The sequence below is a fragment of the Lentzea atacamensis genome (assembly GCF_003269295.1).
GTDB lineage: Bacteria > Actinomycetota > Actinomycetes > Mycobacteriales > Pseudonocardiaceae > Lentzea > Lentzea atacamensis.
Map to the genome: position 1 here is coordinate 261,230 of NZ_QLTT01000012.1, position 16,084 is coordinate 277,313.

Sequence of the window (16,084 nt, forward strand, 5' to 3'; positions counted from 1 at the left end):
GCGGTTGCGGCGCTAGACGAGGGACGGGGAGGATGCGTGCGGCACCAGTTGCCGCGGCGCGCCCTCCCCGTTCGCCTGCACGGCCCAGATGCCCTCTCCCGGCAGGCCGTAGGCGATGGTGTCGTTGTCCAGCCACACCACCTGGTCGTCGATCCCACGCGTCTCGGCCAGGGGTGTCTCCACCATCGTGGTCAGGTCCAGCACGTGCTGACGCCACGGCCGCGCGCCGTCGCCCGGCACGCGCTTCTTGAACGCCACGCGCTTGCCGTCCGGGGACAACGACGGGCATTCGACGTTCTCCCGCAACGGTTTCGCGAAGATGTCGACCGAGTCGCCGTTGATCAGATAGGTCTTGCCGCCGGTGGACATCGTTGCGTAGTAGGAGCGGTTGTTCTCGGTGAACGTCACGCCCCAGAAGTTCATGTCCTCCGCCCTCTTCATGCCGGCGATCCGCGTGCCCTCCATGTTGCTCTGGTACTGCAGCGTCTCCCGGTCGTAGATGCCCGTGCGGGTGGAGAACGCTCCTGTCTGGGCATACGAGTCACCCGTGACGAACGTCGTCCAGGACGCCATCCGCCCGTCCGGCGACAGCTTCGCGCGGTTCGGTACGCCCGCGACGTCGACGCGGCTGGTCTCCGACAGCGCCTGGTCGACGAAGATCGAGGTGGATCCCGGGAACGGGCCTGCTCGGTCCGCGAGACACAGTCCCACCTTCGCCGCGGTGAAGAACCGCTTGCAGGACAACGCACTCACCCGGCGCGGGCCGCCGGGATCGGACAGCGGCACCGACGCCACCTTGCCGCTCGCGTCGTCCACGAACAGCAGACGGCCGGGGGTCAGCTCGACCGGCCCCGGCTCGACCGCGACCGGAACGGGGACCTCGTCCGGCGCGCGCAGGGCGTAGGCCGTGGCGCCGAGGCCAAGCGCGATCACGGCAACGACGACGACCAGGATCCTCACCAAGCAGACCACGTCCAAAGAGCACCGAACATCACCGAGGAAGACGCCCGAGCCAGCACCTGGCCGGTCTGGAGCAGGGCCAGACCGGACGTGCGCAGTTCGTCGGGGATGAGCGGACCTGCGACGGCCATCAACACGCCGTCCGTGCAGGCGTAGAACAACCCGTGCAGCACCAGAACGCCCACCAGCAGGGCGATTCCGGACGCACCGAAGAACAACAGGTACGCGCCGAGCAGCGCGAGGTGGCCGACGAGGAACATCCGCCACCGGCCGGCCCGGTCGGCCAGCGCGCCCATCGGCACGGCGGCGAGCAGGTACACGCCCGCCGTGCCGAGCGGCAGCAACGCGATGTAGGCGACGTCGACGTCGAGCTTCTTCTGCAGCAACAGGTAGATGAACCCGTCGCCCAGCGTCAGGAACCCGAGTCCGCACGCGACCAGGCAGACCCGCCGGAACGGCCTGGACCGCAGCAACCCGAAGGCACTTCGCAGCGACACCGCGACGCGTGGCAGCACGTCGCGGTGGTCGCGGACGAAGAGCACCAGGACCAGAACTCCCAGTGCCGCGAAGCAGAAGCTCACGACGAACACCACGTCGTAGCGAGCCGGAAGCGTCCACAGGAGACAGAACGCCACGAGCGGGCCCAGGAACGCGCCGACGGTGTCCATGGCACGGTGAACACCGAAGGCGCGTCCAAGCGCCGAAGGCTCACTGCTCAACGTGATCAGTGCGTCCCTCGGTGCGGTGCGCAGGCCCTTGCCCGTCCTGTCCCCCGCCAGAACGAGCCCCATCGCGGTGGCGGAGGTCCCGGCGGCGAGCAAGCCCAGCTTGCCCACCGCCGAGATTCCGTAACCCAGGCCGGCCACGAGCTTGCGCCGTTGCCAGCGGTCAGCCGCATGACCGCCGACGACTCGAACCAGTGCCGTCACACCGGTGTAGATGCCGTCGAGCACACCGAACTGCAGCGGGGAGAACCCCAGCCCCAGCACCAGGTACAGCGGCAGGATCGCGGTCACCATCTCGGAGGAGACGTCCGTGAGCAGTGAGACCGCGCCCAGGGCGAGCACGTTCGCCCCGATCCTGCCGGTGCCACCCGAGGCGGGAGCTTGTCGAGCGGTTGCGATGTACACGACGGCCTCCGATCAACAGCCAGAACCGATCAGCGACAGGTGTAGGGACCGGCCTTGTCGCGCACCGTGCCGGCCGTGTCGATGACCTCCCACGAGTAGGAGCGGCCGGAGATGGTGAGCTTCATGACGCCGTGGCTGTCGGAGAAGTACTTCTCCACGCCCACCCGAGGGGTGCGCTCCTTGTAGAGCCAGTCACCACCGATGCCGACGACCGCCGACCGCACGCCGTTGGTCTGGTCGATCGCACCACTCTTGTTCAACGGCGCGAGCCGCTCGTAGTGGTGGTTGTGGCCACCGAGCATCAGGTCGGCCTTGACGTCCGCGAACGCGTTCCAGTACGGCGCGATCTTCGCGTTGTCGCCGTACTTGCCGGAGGTGAACCGAGGGTGGTGCATGTAGCCGACGACACAGGGCTTGGTGTTGTTGGCCAGGTCGGTCTTGAGCCAGCTGAGTTGCGCCGAGTCGGAACCGTTGTTGTCCATCGGGTCGGAGTCGACCGAGACGAAGTGGAACTCGCCTGCTTCCCAGCTGTAGTACGGCTTGCCCTGCGGGTAGGCGATGGCGCCGAAGTACGCCTTGTAACCGTTGAGGTTGTCGTACCACTCGTGGTTGCCGGGCGACGGGTGGGTGATGCTCTTGTACTTGCCCCACGACTTGTCGTAGTGGTTGCGGAACTCCGTCAGCGTTCCGCTGTCGTACTGGTTGTCACCGACCGTCAGGATGTGGTTCGGCTTGATCTGGTCGATGAGCCTCACGGTCTCGTAGTGCGCGCTGTTGTTCAGCGCCGCGATGTCACCCGCCACGACGATCGTGATGTTGTCGCCGGGTCCGGCCGGCAGGGTCGTCGCCGTCACCGCGTTGCTGACGGGCCCGAGGTTTCCGGCCGCGTCGCGAGCGCGGACGGTGTAGGTGAACGCCGTACCGGAAGCCAGGCCGCTGTCGGTGAACGTCGTGCCCGTGGGCGTGCCGACGACACTGCCGTTGCGCAGGACGTCGTAGCCGACCACGCCGCGGTCGTCGGTCGCGGCCGTCCACTGCAGACTCACCGAGCTCGACGTGGTGCCCGTGCTCGCGAGGTTCGTCGGCGCGGTCGGCGGTGAGGTGTCGCCGCCCTCGATGGAGCCGTAGACCTCCATCTCCCAGAGCGAGTAGCCGTAGGGCGTGCCGCGCTTGGTGCCGTAGATCCGCACGTAGCGGCCAGAGGTCGTCAAGTAGACGTCGTCGATGCCGCCGTTCTGGCTGTAGAGCGTCTTCTTGGTGCTCCACGACGATCCGTCGGCCGACGTCTGGATCTTGTACTCCGAGGCGTACGCAACCTCCCAGTTGAGCTTGACCCTGGAGATGGTGGCGTTGCCGCCGAGGTCGACGGCGATCCACTGCGGGTCGACGCCTTCGAGGCTCGCCCAGCGAGTGGTCGGATCTCCGTCCACGGCGTTGGCACCGCCGAAGGTCGCAGCCTCCACGGACGAGACGGTGGTGGGTTTGTTGGCAGACAGCAGGGTATCGGCCGCGTTCGCCGTGCCCGAGCCTGCGATCTGGGGTATGACCAGTGCAAACAGGGCTAACGCGACACCGGCTCTGGTGCGCTTTCTGATCACTTCGTCCTCCTGGGCAAGGGCAGCGGCTCGAAGGATTGGTAAAGAAGCTTTCCTATTGGACCTCGGAGGTTAATGACGCCTGAATGCGCAGGTCAACGACAGATTTGCCGGTTGCATCAGTGACAGATCGAGTTCAGGCGTGCGAATTGATCTGTCATACCGTGTCATGTCGTGACTGTTTGATGCCCCAGAAAACGGCGTTCACTGCCAGCCCGAAGCATGTGCCCTGGATCACTCCAAGCAGCAGCCTCCGCACCCAGTCATAGAGGCTCACCTGGCTGACCGGATCAGACAGCGACCAGACAGCGCCGACCACGGCCGCGAGGACGACGAGGAACCGGAATCCGTGCCGGGAAATTCCGGGACGTGACGGCCAGTCATTGCCCCCAGGGGCAGCCAGACCGATCCAGACGAGCAGCGCGACGCCGCCGACGGATGACATGTAACCGATCACGTTGTAGAGCCGGTGCGGGCTGACGACCGCGATGTCCAACCAGTCCCACTGCTGGACGAACCATCCGTCGGTCTGCGTGAAGGCGTCCCACAGCAGGTGCGTGAGCACACCGGCCACAATGGACAACGCGCGCAGGAGCGGTTGGCGGAAGTCCGCCGGACGCGACACCCTCGTCCGCACGAACTCGGGCGCCAGTGCCATCAGCGAGGGCAGCAACAAGCGTCCGACCAGCAACAACACCACCGCGGCGAGAGATCCACCCAGCACGTCGTGGGTCGGCAGGACCGGGACGTAGTAGCCGAGGTCCGGTGCCATGGCGCCCGCCACCAGTCCGGGGAACCAGAGGAACCGGCGCAGTGGGAGCACCGCTGCCGGATGCGCGAGGGTGAACGGCACGACCAAGCGTAGATCGACTTCAATCCTGTGGGTGGCCTGAAGAAACACCCTGGTCGGGATTGTTCATGTAGGTCACGTACGTTCACCGATCATGAGCGCCACAGCCGCCAGCCTCGTCGTGCTGTTCCTGGTCGCCGTCGTGCCCTTGGCACCGACGGAGGCCGTGCTCATCGGTGCCGGCGTCCTGGCCGCGTCCGGTGAGGTTCCGCTGTACCTGGTGGTGCTCGTCGCCGCTGCCGGCTGCCTGGCCAGCGACATGATCAACTTTACGATGGGCCGGCGGATGGGCATGAAGGCCCTCGACCGCGTCAACAAGAACGTGAAGGCGCGGGCCATGGTCGTGTGGACCGCGGACCAGCTGGCGTCCAAGGGCGAGACGATCCTCATCGCGGCACGGTTCCTGCCCGCGGGCGGCATCGTCGGGGCGTTGCTGGCCGGGGCGCTGAAGTGGCCGGTGAAGAGGTTCGTGCCGGTCGCGGCCGTCGGGTCGGCGCTGTGGAGCGTCTACCCCGCCACCGTCGGGTACATCGGCGGCCAGATCGTCGACGAGGTCTGGCTCGCGATGTTGCTGTCGATGGCCGTGGCCACGCTCATCTCCATCCCGGTCGGCATGGCGATCCGGGCGCGCAACGCCAGCCGCACCCTCTCGTACGCCGAGGCGTCGTCGTAGAGCACGGCGAAGCGGTCTGCGGCCGTCAGCAACGCGTCCACTTCGAACGCCAGCTGCGCGTCACCGCAAAGCCGTTCCAGCAGTGAGATCCAGCGCAGGTTGAAGAGCATCAGCGCGTCGCGCACGCGGCCGGGGCGGGCGGCGAACTCGGACCGCGTCACGACGAAGAAGCAGCCGCCGGGGAACACGCGGCGCTTCGAGTAGTCGAGCCAGCGTCCGCACAGGTCGAGCACCGGCCCGCCGGCGACCACCACCTCGCGCGAGAAGATCTCCGCGGCGGTGTGGACGGTGGAGAGCTGCAGCTCCTCCTTGGCACCGAAGTGCGAGAACACCCCGCTCTTGCTCATGCCGAGCTCGACCGCGAGCCGCCCGATCGTGACTCCTTCGAGCCCGTCGACGGACGCGATCTCCGCAGCTCTCAGCAGAATCGCCCCACGACTGTCCATCCACCCAGGACAGCGGACGACCCTGGAGAAACGAACGGGGCCACCTCGAAAGGTGGCCCCGGATCGTCTTACGGGTTGAGCGCCTCTGTGACGGACGCCGGTCCCACGAGGGGAATGTCCGGCGAGATGCCGTCGCCCTCCTCCACCAGGATCGGCTTCACCTCGTGCGGCTGGATCTCGCCGGAGCGGATCTGCTCTGCCCAGTGGCACGCCACCTTGTGCCCCGGCTTGAGCTCCCGCAGCACGGGACGCTCGGTGTCGCACTTGGTCTGCTGCCGCCACGGACACCGGGTGTGGAACCGGCAGCCCGACGGCGGGTTCGCGGGCGACGGGAGGTCGCCCGCCAGCAGGATGCGCTCACGCCGGTCCTCGACCACGGGGTCCGGCACCGGGATCGCGGACAGCAGCGCCCGCGTGTACGGGTGCAGCGGCTCGGCGTAGAGGTCCTCGGAGGTGGCCTCCTCGACCAGGCCGCCGAGGTACATCACGCCGACTCGGTCGGAGATGTGCTTCACGACCGCTAGGTCGTGCGCGATCACCAGGTAGGTCAGGCCGAACTGCTCCTGGAGTTCCTCCAGCAGGTTCACGACCTGGGCCTGCACCGACACGTCCAGCGCGGACACCGGCTCGTCGGCGACGATCAGGTCCGGGTTGAGCGCCAGTGCGCGGGCGATGCCGATGCGCTGCCGCTGACCGCCCGAGAACTCGTGCGGGTACTTGCGCAGCGCCGTCGTCGGCAGGCCCACGGCGGAGAGCAGCTCGCGCAACCGCTTGCCGGTCTCCTCCTTGCTCTTGTCCAGGTCGTGCGCCCGCAGGCCCTCGATGAGGATCGACTCCACGGACTGGCGCGGGTCGAGCGAGGACAGCGGGTCCTGGAACACCATCTGGATCCGGCGCCGCATCCTGCGCAGCTCCTCGCCCTTGATGGCGGAGAAGTCCTGCCCGTCGAAGATCATCTTTCCGGCCGTCGGCTCGTTGAGCCGCAGCATCGCCCGCCCGAGGGTGGACTTGCCGCAGCCCGACTCGCCGACCAGGCCGTAGGTCTCGCCGCGCTTGATCTCCAGGTCGACACCGTCCACCGCGTAGACGTAGCCGACCGTGCGATCCATGAACACGCCCCGCTTGATCGGGAAGTGCACCTTCATGTCCTGGACCGAGACCAGGGTCTCGCTCATACCGGCACCTCCTCGGCGGCGGGAGTTCCCGGCACCACCGGGTTGTGGCAGCGGAGCAGGCGACCCAGCTGGTCTTCTTCCGCGGGTGTGACCTGAACGCACACGTCGAGCGCGTTCGGGCAACGGGGTGCGAACGCACAGCCCTGCGCCCACGGGATGTTGTCGGAGACCGAGCCCTTGATCGGCGTCAGCTTCTCGCCGCGCGCCGCGTCCAGGCGCGGAATCGAGGCCAGCAGGCCGTGCGTGTACGGGTGGCGCGGCTCCGAGAAGAGCGGGTGCCGCATGGCCTTCTCGACCACCTTGCCGGCGTACAGCACGTTCACCTCGTCGCACAGGCCCGCGACGACACCCAGGTCGTGGGTGATCATCACGAGCGCGGTGCCGAGGTCCTGCACCAGTTCCTTCATCACCGTGAGGATCTGGGCCTGGATGGTCACGTCCAGCGCCGTCGTCGGCTCGTCCGCGATCAGCAGCTTCGGCCGGCACGCCAGCGCGATCGCGATGAGCGCGCGCTGCCGCATACCGCCGGAGAGCTGGTGCGGGTACTCCTTGAGCCGCCGGTTCGGGTCCGGGATGCCGACCTTGTCGAGCAGGTTCTTCGCCTCGATCATGGCTTCCTTGCGGGGCATGCCGCGGTGCCGTTCGAGCACCTCGGTGACCTGCAGGCCGATCGGGACGACGGGGTTGAGCGAGGACAGCGGGTCCTGGAAGACCATGCCGAGATCGCGGCCACGACGGTCGCGCATCTCCCGGTCCGACAGCTTCAGCAGGTCCGTGCCGTCGTAGGAGACCGTGCCGGTGACCTTGGCGCCGCGCTTGGGCAGCAGACCCATGATCGCCAACGATGTCACGGACTTGCCGCAGCCCGACTCGCCCACCAGACCCACGGTCTGACCGGGCTCGACGTCGAAGCTGACGCCGTCGACGGCGCGGAACGGCTCCTCGCCCTTGCGCTGGAAGACCACGGTGAGGTCACGAACTTCGAGCAGTGCCACGACGACTCACCGCCTGTTCTTCGGGTCGAGGGCTTCGCGCAGCGTCTCGCCCATGAGGGTGAAGCCGAGCGCGACGATGATGATGCAGATCGCGGGGTACGCGGCGAGGTGCGGATGCGTGTCGAAGACGTTCTGCACGTCACCGAGCATCTGCCCCCACTCCGGGATCCTGTCGTCCGGGTTGCCGAGGCCGAGGAACGACAGCGCAGCCGCCTCGATGATCGCGGTGGCCAGCACCAGCGTGGACTGCACGATCACCGGGCTGAGCGAGTTCGGCAGCATGTGCCGGAACACGATCGCGCCCTTCTTCACACCGAGCGCGGTCGCCGCCAGCACGTGGTCGCTGTGCCGTTGCGCGAGCATCGAGCCTCTGAGCAACCGCGCGAACACCGGGATCTGCACGATCGCGACCGCGAGGATCACGGTGAACTGGCTGGGCTTCGCGAACATCGCCGCGATCGAGAACGCGAGCAGCAGGCTCGGCAGCGACAGCATGACGTCGACCAGACGCATGACGGTCGAGTCGACCCAGCCGCCGAGCGCGCCCGCGAGCGTGCCGAGGATCAACCCGCCGGTCAGCCCGATCAGCGTCGCACCGACACCGACGATCAGCGTCTGCTGCGAACCGACCAGCAGACGCGACAGGAAGTCGCGGCCCTGCAGGTCACCGCCGAGGGGGTGGCCCGGCTGCGGCGGCGGGATCTCGTTGCGCGCCTTGACGACCTGGTCGATCAGCATCGGGTCGGACGGGTTGTGCGGAGCGAGCCACGGCGAGAGCAGCGAGACCACGATGAAGATGCCGATGATCACCGCGCCGATGAGGAACACCGGGCTGCGCCTCAACCGCTTCCAGGCGCTCGCGGCGAGCGAGACGCCCGCGCTCTCGGCGAGGTCGTCGATCTTTTCCTTCTTGGAGACTCCGAGTGTCACTGCGCTCACCTCGTCCTGATGCGCGGGTCGATGAGCGCGTACGAGAGGTCGACCAACAGGTTGACCACGACGTAGACGATCGTGGCCATGATGATCAGCAACAACAGCACCGGGTAGTCACGCCGTTCGAACCCGATGGCGAGCGCCTGACCGACACCGGGGATCGAGAACACCTTCTCGGTGAGCACGGCGCCGGAGAGCAGTGCGCCGGTCTGCAGACCGATCGTCGTGACCACCGGCAGCATCGCGTTGCGCAGCACGTGCCGGCGGCGGATCAGCTGTGCGGTGAGACCCTTGGCCTCGGCGGTGCGCACGAAGTCCTCGTCGAGCACGTCGAGCACGGCCGCCCTGGTGATCCGGAAGATCACGGCGAACGGAATCGTGGCGAGCGCGATCGACGGCAGGATCAGGTGTTCCAGCGCGTCCAGCGTCGCGTCCCACTCGCCGGTGAGAATGCCGTCCAGGGTGAAGAACCCGGTGACGCGGGTGGCGTTGATGTCACCCTGCCTGCCCTGCGACGGCAGGCCCAGGCCCACTGATGCCGCGTCCTTGAGCACGTAGGCGAGGAAGAACACCGGCACGGCGACGCCGATCAGCGAACCGATGACGCTGAAGTTGTCGAACCAGCCGCCGCGGCGCTTCGCGGCGAGATAGCCGAGCGGAACACCGATCGCGATCGCGATCACGATCGCGAAGAAGCTGAGCTCGATCGTCGCGGGGAACCGCTGGAGGAAGATTTCGAGGGCGGAGTCACCGGGCTGGACACCGGTGGAGACGCCGAAGTCGCCGGTCGCCGCACGACCGAGGAACTTGAAGTACTGCACAATGATCGGCTGATCGAGGCCGAGCTGCTTGGTGAGGGCCGCGCGCGACTCCGGCGTAGCGCGTTCTCCCAGGAGGGCCGAAACCGGCCCTCCTGGGAGAAGTCGCATCCACGCGAAGAGCAGCAGCGAGAGCACCAGCACCACGCCGACCAGCTGAATCAGCCGTCGAATCGTGTAGCGGAGCACTGAGCTACCCCGTTGTTCTCTTGTGGTGGGAGCTGGTCAGCTCAGCCCTTGGAGGCCGGGCCGAACTTCTCGTCGGTCAACGGGCTCGGCACGACACCCTTGATGTCCGACTTCAACACCAGAGCGGGCGGGGAGTGCGAGATCGGGATCGCGGGAAGGTACTCCTCCATGATCTTCTTGTTGATCTCTTCGTACAGCGCGGTGCGCTTGGCCTCGTCCGGCTCGGAGTCAGCCTTGGCCAGGTCGGCCGCCAGCGTGGCACCCCACGGCGACGTGCCCGTGTTGAAGCGGTTGTCGGGGCGGCCGAAGAACGTGCCGACCCAGTTGTGCGCGGTGCCGTTGTCACCGGTCCAGCCGAGCAGGAACAGGTCCGGGATGCCCTGGTCGACGTCGGTCAGGTAGCCACCGTTCCACGGCTTGGTGACGACGTCGATCTTGATGCCGGCCTTCTGCAGGTCGCCGGACATCGCGCCGAACAGGTCCTTCGGGGACGGCATGTACGGACGCGTGACCTCGGACGGCCAGTAGAACTTCAGCGTCAGGTCGGAGGCACCGGCCTCGGCCAGCAGCGACTTGGCCTTCTCGAGGTCGTACTTCACCTCGGGGATCGACTTGTTGTAGCCGTTCACGGTGTCCGGCATGAACTGCGTCGCGACCTTGGCACCCTCGGGCAGCTGCGACTTGACCAGCTGCTCGCGGTTGATCGCGTACATCAGGGCCTGGCGGACCTTGAGGTCGGCGAGCTTCGGGTTGTTCTTCTGGTTGATGCCCAGGTAGAAGACGTTGAACGCCGGACGGATCGCCACGTTGAAGCCGTCGGACTTCAGACCGGCCCAGTCGGCCGCGTTCGGCAGGTCGTAACCGTCGATGTCGCCGGCCTTGAGCGCCTGCTTGCGGGCGGTCTCATCCGGGATGATCTTGAAGACGATCTTGTCCAGCTTGGCCTTCGTGCCGTGGTAGGCGTCGTTGCGCACGAGCTCCACGGTGTTGTTGGCCTTGTCGTACTTGCTGAACTTGAACGGGCCCGTGCCGGTCGGGTGCTCGTTCGCGTAGGCCGGGTAGGTGAACGCGTCACCGGCGGCCTGGACGTTGTCCGCGTCGTACTTCTTCAGCGCGTCGGGGCTGGAGATCGAGAACGACGTGAAGCCGAGGACCGACGGGAACTGCGAGGTGACCTTGGTCAGCTCGATGACCGCCGTCTTCGGGTCCTTGGCCGTGCAGGACTTGTACAGCGAGGGCTTGTCCGGCGTGTCCTTGAACCCGCCGAAGTTGTCCAGCCAGTACTGCGAGACGGCGTCGGACTGGCCGGCGCCCTTCTGGTTGTACCAGCGCTCGAAGTTGAAGCACACGGCTTCGGCGTTGAAGTCCGTACCGTCGTGGAACTTCACGCCCTCCTTGAGGGTGAAGGTCCACGTCTTGCCGTCTTCGCTGGGCTTGTACTCGGTCGCCAGCGCGGGCTCGACCTCGGCGGTACCCGGCTTGAAGCCGACCAGACCCTCGTACATCTGGCGGGCGACCCGGAAGGTCTCGCCGTCGGTCGCGTAGAACGGGTCGAAGAGCTTCGGTGCGCCGGCGGCACCGAAGGTCAGCGTGCCGCCTTCCTTGCCGCCACCACCTGAGTCGCGCTGGGATTGCGCGCAACCTGACAGGGCCAGCGCGCTGACGCTGAGGAAGCCGATCGCGGCAACCCAACGGCGGCGAGCCGTTACTGAGTGGACCATCAAACACCCCTTGGACAATCCGCACATCTCACGGTGTGGTCGCCGACCATAACCGTTGTACATACCCCTCCCGAGGTAACTCAGGTCACGATCCGGCCACTAGACCAGGCATTCTGATACGTCCGGCGCATGCCCGCTGACCCAACGTGAGCACCACAGATGCGTCGAACGCTCTCCTAGGCTGTAGAAACAACAACGACACGCGGAGGAGGACGCATGAGCAGGCAGGTCGAGTTCCGCGTCCTCGGCCCTCTCCAGGTCCTCCTCGACTCCGAACCACTGCTGGTGCGCGCAGGCCGTCAGCGGGCATTGCTGGTGTCGTTGTTGCTGCGTGCGGGCACGTCGGTGTCGGTGGACGAGCTCGCCGCGAACGTGTGGGGCGACGAGCCGCCCGCCCGTGCCAGAGCGACCCTTCAGACGTACGTGATGCGCCTCAGACAGCTGCTCGGGCCGTCGGTGCCGATCAGGACCGTCCCGGACGGGTACCTGATCGACGTCGACGAGAAGACCATCGACCTGATGCGCTTCGAGCCGCTGATCGAACAGGGTGAGCAGGAACGCGCCGCCGGCAACCTGCAGGCCGCCTCGGCCGCGTTCGCCGCCGCTCTCGGCCTCTGGAGGGGTCCGGCGCTGGTCGACGTGCCGTCGGAGATCCTGCACCGCGACGAGGTGCCACGGCTCAACGAACGCCGCCTGCACGTGCTGGAGCGCCGGGTCGAGGTCGATCTCGAACTGGGCAGGCACGGCGAGCTGGTGGCCGAGCTCTCCCGGCTGACCAGCGAACACCCGTTGCGCGAGCGGTTCTGGTCGCAGCTGATGGTGGCGCTGTACCGGTCCGGCCGGCAGAGCGAGGCACTGGCCGCCTACCAGCGGGTTTCCCGGTTGCTGGGCGACGAGCTGGGCATCGACCCCGGCGACGAGCTGCGGCGCGTGCACAGCCAGGTGCTGTCGGGGTCGATCGACGCGGTGGCGGCGGTGTCCTCCGGCGCGCCCGTGGTCGCCGCGAAGCCGGAGCGGGTCGTGCCGTCGCAGCTGCCGGCGGACATCCCGGACTTCGTCGGCCGCGACGAGGCCGTGTCGCTGATCATCGCGCTGCTGCGGACCGCGCAGGGCGTGCCGGTGGTCACGCTGGCCGGGCCGCCGGGAGTGGGCAAGACGGCGCTGGCCGTGCACGCAGCGCACCGGATGCGGGCGGACTTCCCGGACGGCCAGCTGTACGTCAACCTGCGCGGATACGCCCCCGGTCCGCCGTTGAGCGCGGTGGACGTGCTGCCGCGGTTCCTGCGCGCGCTGGGCACCGAACCGGACCAGGTGCCGCTGGACCAGGACGAGCAGGAGGCGATGTTCCGGTCGACCCTGACCGGGCAACGAGTGCTGTTGCTGCTGGACAACGCGTCTTCCGCCGAGCAGATCCGGCCGTTGCTGCCGGGCTCGCCGGGGTGTGCGGTGCTGGTGACCTCTCGCGACACGCTGCGCGGTCTGGCCGTCTCGCACGCCGCGTCGAACGTGCGGCTGGACGTGCTCGACTGGAACGAGACCAAGGCTCTGCTCGCGGGCATCCTGGGTGCGGACGAGGTCGCCTCCCAGGAGGCGGCGGCGCTGGAGCTGGCGGCGTTGTGCGCGCATCTGCCATTGGCTTTGCGTATCGCTGCGGCGAACCTCGTGTCGCGTCCCGAGCTGTCCATCGCGGACTACGTGGAGGAGCTGCGGGCGGGCAACCGGCTGGCCGCGCTGGCTGTCGAAGGCGACGAACGCGTCGCGGTGCACGCGGCGTTCGACCTGTCCTACACGGCGCTGAAGCCCGAGCTGGCGCAGATGTTCCGGTTGCTGTCGCTGGTTCCCGGCACGGACTTCACCCCGGAGATGGCGGCTGCCCTCTCCGGACTGACCACTCAGGACGCTCGCCGGCGACTGGACCGGCTGGCGACCGCGAACCTGATCGCGAACCACGCGCCGTCCCGCTACCAGTTCCACGACCTGCTGCGCGACTACGCGGCCGAGCGCCTCGCGTTCGAGGAGGGCAGGGCGGACTCGCGGCTCGCGTTGCGGCGGCTGGTCGACTGGGCGGTCCGCTCGGTCGACAACGCCACCTCGGCGATGAAGTCCACGCTGTTCCGCTTCCCGCGCCCGGCCCCGCTGGACGGCGTGCTGCCGCGGACGTTCAGCACCAGCACCGAGGCGCTGACGTGGCTGGACGTCGAGCGCGCAAACCTGGTCGCGCTGGTGGCGAACGCGGTGGAACGCGACCCCGAGAACTCGCCGTGGCAGCTGGCGGACGCGCTGCGCGGCTACTTCTACACGCAGGGCCTGACCGCCGAGTGGCGCGAGACGGCGAAGGCGGGACTGCTGGGCGCCCGTGCGCCGAGGGACGAGCTCGGCCAGCTCGCGATGCTGTCGTCACTCGGCACGCTGTACTGGGTGACCGGGCAGCATCGCAACGCGCTGGGGTACTACCAGCAGGCCATCGCGCTGCAGGAGCACATCGACCTGCCGGAGGCCGAGGCCGCCGTGCTGTCCAACGCCGGCAGCGTCTACATCGACCTCGGCGAACTGGAGCACGCGGCCGACCACCTCGAACGGGCCCTGGTGATCACCCGCCGGATCGGTGCGCTCCAGGTGCAGGCCAACGCGCTGTTCAACCTCGGCGGCGTCTACATGCAGCTCGGCCAGCTGGACCGCGCGGCGGTGACGTTCGAGGAGGCGCTGGAGGTCGGTACGCGCCTCGACTCGTGGATCACGCAGGCGAACTCCATGCGCGCGTTGGGTGAGGTACACGCGTGGCGCGGCGTGCCAGACCTGGGCGCCTCCTATTTCGCGCGCGCGAGCGAACTGTACGAACGTGCGGCCGCCCGGAATTTCGGTCACACCATGCACGAGGGCATGGCGATCACGCTGATCATGCGCGGCCGTTACGACGAGGCGGCCGTCGAGGCAACCGCGGCCATGGAGATCGCGCAGGACCTGGAGAACGTCAAGAGCGTCTGCGACGCGATGAACCTGCTCGGCCGTGCCCTGGAGGGCGCAGGACGGCTGGAGGACGCGATCGAGCAGTTCTCGTCGGCGCTGTCGATCGCGGTGGAGACCGGCTACTCGTGGGGCATCTGCTCGGCCCGCCGCGGGCTGGCGTCGGCGTACCGCGGAGCGGGCCGGTACTCCGAGGCGCTGACGATGGCGACCTCGGCGCTGGTCGAGGCGGGCCGGTCGCAGTTCCGGCTGGCGGAGATGGAGGTGCTGCTCGTGCTCGGGCGCATCCACCTCGACACCGACGACGCCTCAGGCGCGTTGGAGTGTGCTCTGCGCGCCGCCTCGGTCGGTTCGGACTCCGGGCACCGGTGGGTGTTCGGGCGGGCGCTGCAGCTGGCGGGCGACGCGTCCGCCGCGCTGGGCGACGTGGACGGGGCTCGGGAGCACTGGGCGTCGTCGCTGGAGGTGTTCAACGCGATCGGGACGCCGGAGGCCGGCGTGGTGCGGGCTCAGCTCGAGGTGACCACGTAGTCGGCTCTGGCCTTCGTCTCGTCGACCGCGAACCAGCCTCTTTCGTACTGCTGCCAACGGATGAAGCGCTCGCGCTGGTGCTCACCGTCCCGTGCCACCGCGCGTTCCAGCCTCGTCTTCTCATCTCCGTGGTCGACGAAGATGGCGAGACTGAGCCGGGTGTTCGCCTTCCTGGCCGAGGAGAACCCCTCCAAGATGATCATCCCCTGTGGACTTACCGTGACCTCGTCGCCTTCTGCGATGCACGGAAAGCCTTGGGACCAATCGGTTTTCCGGTAGCGGCCCGGTTCGCCGGCGGCCACCGCGTCGAGGGCCTGGACGAGTCTCGGCCACCACCGGGTGGTCGGGTCGTCCCACGTCGCGAAATGGTCGGTGCTGATGAGCTGGGCACCGAGCTGCTCGGCGAGGTTCCTCGCGAACGTCGACTTGCCCGCACCTGACGGACCGTCCACCGCGACCAGGCGGGTGTTGCCCAGTCGCGGTGGAGCGTTGGTCACATGCTCCGGCGACCAGATAGCGCACGCCCCAGGGTGAGCTCGTCCGCGAACTCGAGGTCGCCGCCCATCGGCAGGCCGCTGGCCAGCCGCGTGACGGTCAGGCCGGGGAAGTCGCGCAGCATCCGGACCAGGTAGGTGGCCGTGGCCTCGCCCTCGGTGTTGGGGTCCGTGGCGATGATGACCTCGGAGATGTCCACGCCGTCGACGGCCGTGCCGATCCGGTTCAGCAGCTGGCGGATGCGGAGCTGGTCCGGTCCGACACCGCTGAGCGGGTCGAGCGCGCCGCCCAGGACGTGGTAGCGCCCCTTGAACTCCCTGGTGCGCTCGATCGCCTGGACGTCCTTGGGCTCCTCGACCACGCAGACCAGGCTGAGGTCGCGCTTGGGATCGCGGCAGATGCGGCACCTGGTCTCGGCGGACACGTTGCCGCAGACGTCGCAGAAGACGACGCCTTCCTTGACCTTCTGGAGTGCTTGCTGGAGCCGCTCGATGTCGGCGGGTTCCGTTGCCAGGAGGTGGAAGGCGATGCGCTGGGCGCTCTTCGGACCGACGCCCGGGAGTCTGCCCAGCTCGTCGATGAGGTCCTGTACCGGGCCCTCGTACATCT

At 67.9% G+C, this 16,084-nt stretch carries 13 protein-coding genes and 1 pseudogene; 2 read left to right on the top strand and 12 right to left on the bottom strand.

Translation table 11 applies throughout. The features are described 5' to 3' along the window. Positions 1 to 12: 12 nt before the first annotated feature. The 4 genes from C8D87_RS39750 to C8D87_RS39765 all read right to left on the bottom strand — a co-directional run bounded on the left by C8D87_RS39750 (position 13) and on the right by C8D87_RS39765 (position 4,538). Positions 13 to 960 carry a TolB-like translocation protein gene (locus tag C8D87_RS39750; protein ID WP_170154718.1) on the bottom strand — a complete coding sequence of 316 codons (948 nt, stop codon included), beginning with the start codon at positions 958 to 960 and terminating at the stop codon, positions 13 to 15. After that, the gene (locus C8D87_RS39755; RefSeq protein ID WP_112231268.1) at positions 957 to 2,090 is read right to left on the bottom strand and encodes an MFS transporter; all 1,134 of its coding nucleotides are present in this window, start codon (positions 2,088 to 2,090) and stop codon (positions 957 to 959) included. Before C8D87_RS39755 ends, C8D87_RS39750 begins: the two co-directional genes overlap by 4 nt. Before the next feature lie 29 nt (positions 2,091 to 2,119). Then, on the bottom strand, positions 2,120 to 3,553 hold the full coding sequence (locus C8D87_RS39760) for a discoidin domain-containing protein (protein WP_325049757.1): 1,434 nt from the start codon (positions 3,551 to 3,553) through the stop codon (positions 2,120 to 2,122). A gap of 289 nt (positions 3,554 to 3,842) precedes the next feature. After that, positions 3,843 to 4,538, bottom strand: a complete 696-nt coding sequence (locus C8D87_RS39765) for a DUF4184 family protein (protein ID WP_170166746.1) — start codon at positions 4,536 to 4,538, stop codon at positions 3,843 to 3,845. A 91-nt stretch (positions 4,539 to 4,629) separates the two neighbouring features. Between C8D87_RS39765 and C8D87_RS48325 the strand changes: the two are divergent. Beyond that, positions 4,630 to 5,004 (top strand): annotated as a pseudogene (locus C8D87_RS48325) (DedA family protein); the annotation flags it as partial. Positions 5,005 to 5,042: 38 nt separating this feature from the next. Here C8D87_RS48325 and C8D87_RS39775 read toward each other — a convergent pair. The 6 genes from C8D87_RS39775 to C8D87_RS39800 form a co-directional block, all read right to left on the bottom strand. Next, entirely contained in the window at positions 5,043 to 5,654 is a 612-nt protein-coding gene (locus C8D87_RS39775) for a TetR/AcrR family transcriptional regulator (protein ID WP_112231274.1), read from the bottom strand. 68 nt (positions 5,655 to 5,722) lie between these two features. Next, positions 5,723 to 6,829, bottom strand: coding sequence for an ABC transporter ATP-binding protein (locus C8D87_RS39780; protein ID WP_109630820.1), 1,107 nt, complete (start codon positions 6,827 to 6,829; stop codon positions 5,723 to 5,725). Next, a complete protein-coding gene (locus C8D87_RS39785; RefSeq protein WP_109630817.1) occupies positions 6,826 to 7,824 on the bottom strand; it encodes an ABC transporter ATP-binding protein in 999 nt (332 codons plus the stop codon). Before C8D87_RS39785 ends, C8D87_RS39780 begins: the two co-directional genes overlap by 4 nt. Positions 7,825 to 7,830: 6 nt before the next feature. Then, complete coding sequence (locus C8D87_RS39790) at positions 7,831 to 8,754, bottom strand: ABC transporter permease (RefSeq protein ID WP_215732617.1); 924 nt, start codon at positions 8,752 to 8,754, stop codon at positions 7,831 to 7,833. A 5-nt stretch (positions 8,755 to 8,759) separates the two neighbouring features. Next, positions 8,760 to 9,764, bottom strand: a complete 1,005-nt coding sequence (locus C8D87_RS39795) for an ABC transporter permease (protein WP_109630810.1) — start codon at positions 9,762 to 9,764, stop codon at positions 8,760 to 8,762. Positions 9,765 to 9,805: 41 nt separating this feature from the next. Continuing rightward, the gene (locus C8D87_RS39800) at positions 9,806 to 11,485 is read right to left on the bottom strand and encodes an ABC transporter substrate-binding protein (RefSeq protein ID WP_112231278.1); all 1,680 of its coding nucleotides are present in this window, start codon (positions 11,483 to 11,485) and stop codon (positions 9,806 to 9,808) included. A 216-nt stretch (positions 11,486 to 11,701) separates the two neighbouring features. Here C8D87_RS39800 and C8D87_RS39805 point away from each other — a divergent pair, with 216 nt between their 5' ends. Then, on the top strand, positions 11,702 to 14,980 hold the full coding sequence (locus C8D87_RS39805) for an AfsR/SARP family transcriptional regulator (protein ID WP_112231280.1): 3,279 nt from the start codon (positions 11,702 to 11,704) through the stop codon (positions 14,978 to 14,980). Here the strand turns inward: C8D87_RS39805 and C8D87_RS39810 are convergent. Together C8D87_RS39810 and recR are read right to left on the bottom strand one after the other, a co-directional pair. Further along, entirely contained in the window at positions 14,959 to 15,477 is a 519-nt protein-coding gene (locus C8D87_RS39810; RefSeq protein WP_215732618.1) for a uridine kinase family protein, read from the bottom strand. The genes C8D87_RS39805 and C8D87_RS39810 overlap by 22 nt on opposite strands. Beyond that, a complete protein-coding gene (gene recR / locus C8D87_RS39815) occupies positions 15,474 to 16,082 on the bottom strand; it encodes a recombination mediator RecR (protein WP_109630797.1) in 609 nt (202 codons plus the stop codon). The genes C8D87_RS39810 and recR overlap by 4 nt, the downstream gene beginning before the upstream one ends. Positions 16,083 to 16,084: the final 2 nt, after the last annotated feature.

What these genes read in the sequence shown, in the direction of transcription:
- C8D87_RS39775 (WP_112231274.1), bottom strand. Translation starts at nt 5,654, where the DNA reads ATGGACAGTCGTGGGGCGATTCTGCTGAGAGCTGCGGAGATCGCGTCC.
- C8D87_RS39780 (WP_109630820.1), bottom strand. Translation starts at nt 6,829, where the DNA reads ATGAGCGAGACCCTGGTCTCGGTCCAGGACATGAAGGTGCACTTCCCG.
- C8D87_RS39800 (WP_112231278.1), bottom strand. Translation starts at nt 11,485, where the DNA reads ATGGTCCACTCAGTAACGGCTCGCCGCCGTTGGGTTGCCGCGATCGGC.
- C8D87_RS39805 (WP_112231280.1), top strand. Translation starts at nt 11,702, where the DNA reads ATGAGCAGGCAGGTCGAGTTCCGCGTCCTCGGCCCTCTCCAGGTCCTC.
- recR (WP_109630797.1), bottom strand. Translation starts at nt 16,082, where the DNA reads ATGTACGAGGGCCCGGTACAGGACCTCATCGACGAGCTGGGCAGACTC.